At 62.4% G+C, this 6,414-nt stretch carries 4 protein-coding genes and 1 pseudogene; 1 reads left to right on the forward strand and 4 read right to left on the reverse strand.

Annotated features, from left to right (window positions below; all coding sequences use genetic code 11):
* Positions 1-108: 108 nt before the first annotated feature.
* From ACF8K2_RS03505 to ACF8K2_RS03520, 4 genes and pseudogenes are all read right to left on the reverse strand, one after another.
* A pseudogene (locus tag ACF8K2_RS03505) lies at positions 109-1,233 on the reverse strand (HAMP domain-containing protein); the annotation flags it as partial.
* 202 nt (positions 1,234-1,435) lie between these two features.
* Positions 1,436-2,266, reverse strand: a complete 831-nt coding sequence (ampE, locus tag ACF8K2_RS03510; RefSeq protein ID WP_392463466.1) for a regulatory signaling modulator protein AmpE — start codon at positions 2,264-2,266, stop codon at positions 1,436-1,438.
* Positions 2,263-2,829 (reverse strand): 1,6-anhydro-N-acetylmuramyl-L-alanine amidase AmpD, encoded by a 567-nt coding sequence (gene ampD, locus ACF8K2_RS03515; RefSeq protein ID WP_392463468.1) that lies wholly within the window; start codon positions 2,827-2,829, stop codon positions 2,263-2,265. Before ampD ends, ampE begins: the two co-directional genes overlap by 4 nt.
* A 93-nt stretch (positions 2,830-2,922) precedes the next feature.
* The gene (locus ACF8K2_RS03520; RefSeq protein WP_392463471.1) at positions 2,923-5,088 is read right to left on the reverse strand and encodes a DUF1631 domain-containing protein; all 2,166 of its coding nucleotides are present in this window, start codon (positions 5,086-5,088) and stop codon (positions 2,923-2,925) included.
* Positions 5,089-5,312: 224 nt separating this feature from the next.
* On the opposite strand from ACF8K2_RS03520, the gene nadC reads away from it, so the two are divergent.
* Positions 5,313-6,161 (forward strand): carboxylating nicotinate-nucleotide diphosphorylase, encoded by an 849-nt coding sequence (gene nadC / locus ACF8K2_RS03525; RefSeq protein WP_392463474.1) that lies wholly within the window; start codon positions 5,313-5,315, stop codon positions 6,159-6,161.
* Positions 6,162-6,414: the final 253 nt, after the last annotated feature.

Raw genomic sequence — 6,414 nt, forward strand, 5'->3', positions numbered from 1 at the left:
GCCACTCACCGCCTGGTTGCTGCGCACCGACACCGCCAGTACCTGCCCGGCCTGCGCCTCGACTGTAGTGACGGTATGGCCGACCTGGCCAATCAGCTCGCGAATCCTGCGCACGGTCTCATTGAAGGCACTGCCCAGCTCACCCAGCTCATCGCGGCTGCGCGCCTGGTAGCTCACGGTCATGTCGCCGGCGGCGACTTTATCCATGGCCGCGCCCAACCCGCGCAGGGTCTGACGGGTGGATACGTAAAAGCCGCTGTAGAGGTAGATGATCAGTGCGAACACCGTGGCCAGGGCGGCGATCAGGGCGATCATGCGCTGGCGGTGTTCGGCCAGGCGCTCTTGCAATTGCACCTGTAGCTGGGCCAGCACCGCATCATTGAGGCGATAGGTTTGGCCCATCAGCTCGCTGACCTCTTGATAGAACGCCGGCCACGGCGCATCCAGGGTTTCGGCCACCACCACCTGGTCTTCGAACAGTGTCGCCGCCTGCTTGACGGTCGCCTGACTCGCCAGGGCAGCTGCACTAAGCATGGCCTTGGCCTGGGAATCACTGGCCAGGGCATCGTCCAGGCGGATGGCATAGTCAGCGCCCAGCCGCTCCAGGCGTTGCAGCAAGTCTTCAAACCGCGCACTGCCTGCCGAGTCGATGAACCCTCGGCCTAACGCAACGGCGCCCATCGCTCGCCCCTCACCCAGGGTTTGCGTGACCTGGGCCGTCGCGGTGCCAAGCACTTCGGTCAACTGGCGCACCGAGGCCTGGCTGTCCTGGCTCAGGCCCGCCTGGGCAGCCACCAACTTGGCCAGGACCTGGGCTTGGCCCAACAGCTTGTCGAACAACGCCACCTTGTTCTGCAACGAAGATTCGTCGCGCGCACGGGTAAACGCCTCACTCAGCTCCGCACGCTTGTCTTCCAACAGCGGATCACTGGACTGCAAGGCCTGCAACTGGGCCGCGAGCTTGTCTTGCAGAGCGCCAATGCGTTGCTCGACATCGCCGGCCTGCCCCGACTGGCCAAGCACAGCGTTGATTTGCAGAAGGTTGCCAAGGGTTTCCAGATCGGCTCGCAGCACCAGGCTACCGGCCAGTGGGCCAAGGCCTTGCAGTTCTACGTGGGTGGCGTGGTATTGGCGGTAGGCGTCGCGCACCAGATAGAAACTGGTGACCAGCATGGGCAGGAAGAACAGGACGCTGATCAGGCTGAACTTCAGGCCGAAGCTCAGCCGATTCATGAGTGCGATGGCCGGATAGAGCAAACGCTGCACAGGTCACCTCCTTGGATTATTGTTGTTCTGCGGTGTGGCACGTGGCCATTAATAGCGCAGATCCAATCCAAGGTTTGTAACTTATGGTTAAGCGCCAGCTTAGCTGTTGGCCTTACCTTCGCTATCGTGGGGCACGCCCGCTGCCACGCTACCGAACATCACCCGGCTATCAGACCAAGACCGTCCACAGCGCAAAACCCGCATACCACAGCACCGCCGAGCGCAGCAGCAGCTCCCACAGGCTATCCAGGCGCGCCAGCCCGCGCTGACTGTCTTCTTGCTCTGGAATGTCATCCGCCACCCGGCCAACCCGAGCGACCAGGTGGCCGGCGCTGATTCGCCAGTTGAGCAATTCATGCAGCATCACCCGCATTACCGCCACGAAGTTACCCACCAGGGCGAAGCTTAGGGCCAAGACGCGCACTGGCAACCAGTCCATGACGTGGCGCAGCTGTTCGGCCTTGGCCTTGAGCGCTGCTTGACCGCTATGTTCGGCGCATAGCACCAGCAACCGGTAGGCCAGCGCCGCGCCTGGGCCGAGCAGGAAGTACCAGAAGATCACGGCGAAGAAGCTCTGGTAGGCCTGCCACAGCAGATAGCCCTGAACCCGGATCAGCAGGCTTTGCGGATCATCCGCCGCCAGCCCCAGGTCGCGTTCGGCTACATGCAGCGCGGCCTGGTCATCGCCACGCCGCCAGGCGTCGCGAAACGGCCCGAGTGCGGCCTTGGCATCGCCGCGGCCGAGGCTATAGATCAGTACCAACAGGTGTACCGGCAGCGCCAGCAGGCCATAGGCCACCGGCTCCAGCACGTACAGCAGCAACACCAGCAGCGCTACCGGCGCCAACACCAGGATCGCCAGGCTCCACCACGGGTGCACTTTGCCGCTGCGCTCCAGGCGCGCCAGCTCAGTGAGGAAGAAACCATCACGCTGCAACCGCTGGCGCAGGGCAGAGAACTTCTCGACCCACAGCACCAGCACCAACACCAGAAAACTCATGGATTTACCTCGTTGTTCTGCAGATCGGCGCGATAGCGGTGCCAGTCAAAGGCTGGGCCGGGGTCGGTTTTGCGCCCCGGGGCGATATCGTCGTGACCACGAATACGGGCTGGCCCGATGACCGGCCAGGCCCCGCGAATCTCTTGGGTGAGCTGTACCAGGGTGGCGTACTGGGCATCGGTGTAAGGCAACTCGTCGGTCCCCTCCAGTTCGATGCCGATCGAGAAATCGTTACACCCTTCACGGCCCTCGAAGCGCGATACCCCGGCATGCCAGGCACGGTCGAGCAGCGACACGAACTGAGTCACCGCGCCATCGCGCTCGACGAACAGATGCGCCGATACCGTGAGGTGGCAGATGTCTTGAAAGTAGGGGTGCTCGGCAGGGTCTAGCTGGTTCTGGAAAAATTGCTGGACCTTGCCGGTGCCGAAACAGGCAGGCGGCAGGCTGATGTTGTGGATCACCAGCAGGGAGATCGCCTCGCCCTCAGGGCGGCTATTGAAGTTGGGCGAGGGGCAGTGGGTAACGCCGGAAAACCAGCCTGTCGCACGGTCCAATTGCATTGAGCAGATCCTGTATATCACCAGGTATAGGGCACCCAGTATGCCCCCTGACAATCGCGCTTGCATGTAAATGATTGTGCTGCGGCCACGCCTTCAGCGCGCCTGCTGGCTGCGCAGATGGCTGAGCACCGCGTCCAACGCGCGCTCGAACAGCAGGCCATCATCGATCAGGCGCACTTCGCCTCGGCGCAGCGCCTGGGCCAGGCTGCTGCTGTTCCATTCGCGCACCTTCATGCCGGTGCGATTGGCAAACACCAGGCGATCGCTGCTGTCGATCCGGGCAACCAGCTTGCAGCGCAGTGGCTCATCGTCATCGAGCACTTCAACCCAGCTGCCGACGCGAAGACGCTCAACCAGTTGCTTCTCTGCCTCTTGCTGCTCAGGCTGCAACACCCCAGCACAGGCTGACTCGTCGGCAATCGCCAAGACAATTTCATCCGCCACTAGTACGTGGTCGGCTGCCGGTGTTCGAGCCTCCTGCGATTCGGTACAGGCGTGCAGGTGCAATTGTTCCAGTTGCAGGAAAAACTCCCGCGCCGCCGCTGAGTCCAGGGCCACACTGGCCAAGCCTTCGCGCAGCGCCTTGAGCAGCCCCGGCACCTGCTGGAGCAATCGCTGGCAGGCCTGCTCGCCGTGGTGCGGGGCAATGCTGGCGAGCAAATCATCCATGGTCTGCAGCCCGTCGAGCCAAGCGCTACCCGCTTCGCCCTGCTTGAGCCAGGCCAACAGCAAAACCTGGCTCCAGGACTGCACCAGCATCTGCACCACCACCTGCGGCAGCACGCGACCGTGCAGGCGTAAATTCAGTGCCTGCTGCACCTGCTGACGGGCCTGCAAGGTACGGGCACGGCCTTCTTCAGCATCGCGGGTGCGTTGCTCGAGCAGTTCGTTGCGACGCCGCTCATCCTGATTGAACGCGAGGAAATCCTCGAGCAGCTCAGCAAACAGCCGCGGATCCTCGTTGAAGTCGTTGAGCAAGCGCTGGACGATCCGTTCGACCCGCAATTGCAGGCTGTCTCGTGGACCCTGTGGGTCAGCTTCCCAACCAATCGCAGCGGCGGCGATTTCATTGAGCAGGCGTCGGGCCGGATGATTGGCGCGGCTGAACAGGCCTTTGTCGAGCAGCGCCACCTTGAGCAGCGGTATGTGCAGGCGGCCAATCAGGGCGCGTAAATTGGCCGGCAGATTGGCATCGGCCTGGATGAAGTCGAACAGCAGACCGACCAGATTGATCAAGTCTTCATCGGCACTGGAGATGCGCCGACGGCTGCCGCTGCGTACGCTGACCCGCAGCAGCAACTGCTCAAGCTGCTGGCCCAGATGGAAGTCATCCGGCTCACCGGTGGCCGGCACATAATTTTGCAGGTGCGACAGCAGGCGCAACAGGTCGGCGGTACTGATTGGCTGGGCGGCAGCCAGGCTTTGCAACCGCGGTGCGACGCGGCCTCGCACTGGCGCCAAGAGCGCTTGCAGCGAGGCGAAGTAGGCTTGGCCAGCGCTATCTGCATCAGTTTCGGCGCCAGCTGCCAGACAATCTGGGACACGTCGGTCAGCCAGGCGTCGGTCTTCTGCGCGGCGGCGCGGCGCAGCCTTGAGCTCCGGCAAGATACCGCCAGCGGCGAGCAACTGATTGGCCTCGCCATACAACAGGTCAAGGTCGCGCAGCACGTAACGCTCGAACAGTTTGAGCAAGATCAGTTTGACCTTGGGGCCTACTCCCAGGCTGCGCCCGGCGTCGAGAAAGTACCCACACAAGGCTTCCGGCCCCAACGGATTACGCGGCTCATCCAGTGCCTGATCAAGTAACGCCTGAAAGCGCAGGCCCAGCTGACCGAGGGCAAAGCCCTCGCGCGACAACACCCGGTCGAGCATGGTCTGAATAGCCGCAGCGCGCTCCAGCTGCAGCGTATTGCGCATGAAGTCGCTAACGCCAAGATAGGGCAAGGGGTCGGGTTGGCCCATCTGGGCAAATGCTTGATAGAAGCTGTCGAGGAATGCGCGTTCGATGCTCTTGCGCTTGAGGCGTAGATCGCGCATGGCTTCGAAATAAAGGTTCTGATCGCAACGTTCGACGGCCTTGTCGGCCATTTCGAACAGCGTATCGTCAGCATTGTCGAACAACGCCTGCAGGCCCTGGCGCAGGTGCAGCGCGGCCTTGTCGCGCACCTGGAGTAGCAGGATCGGAAGACAGGGCAAGGGCGCACGCACGCCTTTGTCGATGGCCGCCGCCAGGGGCACCACCTTGCCTTCTTTATGCATCCCGTACTCCTTGCAGGAAAATCGTCAAAGTCATGACGCCAAATACTGGGCGCTATTATCGACAAAAAATCTTACAGCTACCAGCGCGCTCTCGCCTCAGCTCGGTAAATGACCGCGATTTGCCCAGATTGCTCAGCCGCCCTGACCAAAGGTCAGACTGCGGACGGCTGTACACACCAGCCCCCTGCCCTATAATCGCCGGCATCTAGCTTGTGGAGCCGACCATGCCGAACCTACGCCTTGCCGACCTGACTGCCGAAATCGAAGCCAACGTGCGTCGCGCACTGCTCGAAGACATCGGCAGTGGCGACATTACCGCCCAGCTGATCCCGGCGGAGCGCCTGGCCAAGGCGACCATCATCACCCGCGAGGACTGCACGATCGCCGGCACCGCATGGGTCGATGCGGTATTTCGTCAGCTCGATCCGCGGGTGGCGGTGCATTGGCAGGTAGCCGATGGCGAGCAGGCCAAGGCCAATCAGCCCTTGTTCCATCTCGAAGGCCCGGCGCGCTCGCTGCTCAGCGGTGAACGGTCGGCGTTGAATTTTTTGCAGATGCTCTCGGGTGTGGCGACACGGGCGCGTTTCTTGGCGGGCTTGGTCGAGGGTACTAAGGTGCGCCTGCTCGATACCCGCAAGACCCTGCCTGGCCTGCGTCTGGCCCAGAAGTACGCGGTGACCTGCGGCGGTTGCGATAACCACCGCATCGGCTTGTACGACGCCTTCCTGATCAAGGAAAACCATATCGCCGCCAGTGGTGGGGTGGCCGAGGCCGTGGCGGCGGCGCAGCGCATCGCCCCAGGCAAGCCGGTGGAGATCGAGGTGGAAAGCCTGGATGAACTGCGTCAGGCGCTGGCGGCCGGTGCCGACATCGTCATGCTCGATGAGCTGAGCCTGGATGAAATGCGTGAAGCCGTACGCATCAATGCCGGCAAGGCCAAGCTCGAGGCCAGCGGCGGGGTCAACGAGAGCACCCTGCGGGTGATTGCCGAGACGGGTGTGGACTACATCTCGATTGGCGCTATGACCAAAGATGTAAAGGCGGTGGACCTGTCGATGCGCCTTAGCCTGTGAAATGCATCGCGGGGCAAGCCCGCTCCCACGCGTATACATGACCACGTGGGAGATTCTAGGGTTATGGGCAAGCCAAACTCATAGACCTGTCGATGCGCCCAAGCCTGTGAAATACATCGCGGGGCAAGCCCGCTCCCACGCGCAAACCTGACCACGTGGGAGATTTCTATGGTTATGGGCAAGCCAAACTCATAGACCTGTCGATGCGCCCAAGCCTGTGAAATACATCGCGGGGCAAGCCCGCTACCACGCG

The organism is Pseudomonas sp. xss_2, assembly GCF_043104195.1.
Taxonomy (GTDB): domain Bacteria; phylum Pseudomonadota; class Gammaproteobacteria; order Pseudomonadales; family Pseudomonadaceae; genus Aquipseudomonas; species Aquipseudomonas urmiensis.